This is a genomic window from Anoxybacillus sp. MB8 (assembly GCF_011006755.1).
Lineage (GTDB): Bacteria > Bacillota > Bacilli > Bacillales > Anoxybacillaceae > Anoxybacillus > Anoxybacillus gonensis.
The window spans coordinates 1-302 of the sequence record NZ_RXXX01000188.1 but is presented as its reverse complement, the minus strand read 5'-3'; the positions used below and the strand labels follow the sequence as shown (position 1 = coordinate 302).

Here is a 302-nt window from a genome sequence, read left to right as displayed (position 1 = left end):
TCCCCAACCATAGGTCGCGCCTTCGGGGTTTTGCTCGAATACCTGGATTTCATGCGAGGGCATGTGCTTTTTGGCAAGCAAAGCAAAGTACAGGCCTGCTGGGCCAGCGCCAATAATCGTAATTTTCATGATGCGGCCTTATTCAGTGGGCGAGAGGGGGAGTCATTGCATTCGCGCTGATAAGCCAGCAATGCCTCGCGAAAACTCTCTGGAACAGGAATGGATTGACGTTCAGGGCGTTGCACACAGACAGGCGTCAGCTGTGCTGTAAAGACGGGTTCCCCTTGCGGAGTGGTAGCGAC

1 protein-coding gene is annotated in these 302 nt (G+C 54.3%); it reads right to left on the bottom strand.

Going from position 1 to position 302, the window contains the following annotated elements; translation table 11 throughout:
• Positions 1 to 129, bottom strand: a 129-nt coding sequence (locus EKC99_RS16120) for an NAD(P)-binding protein (protein WP_163152719.1), incomplete at its 3' end; no start/stop codon positions are given.
• Between the last annotated feature and the right edge of the window lie 173 nt (positions 130 to 302).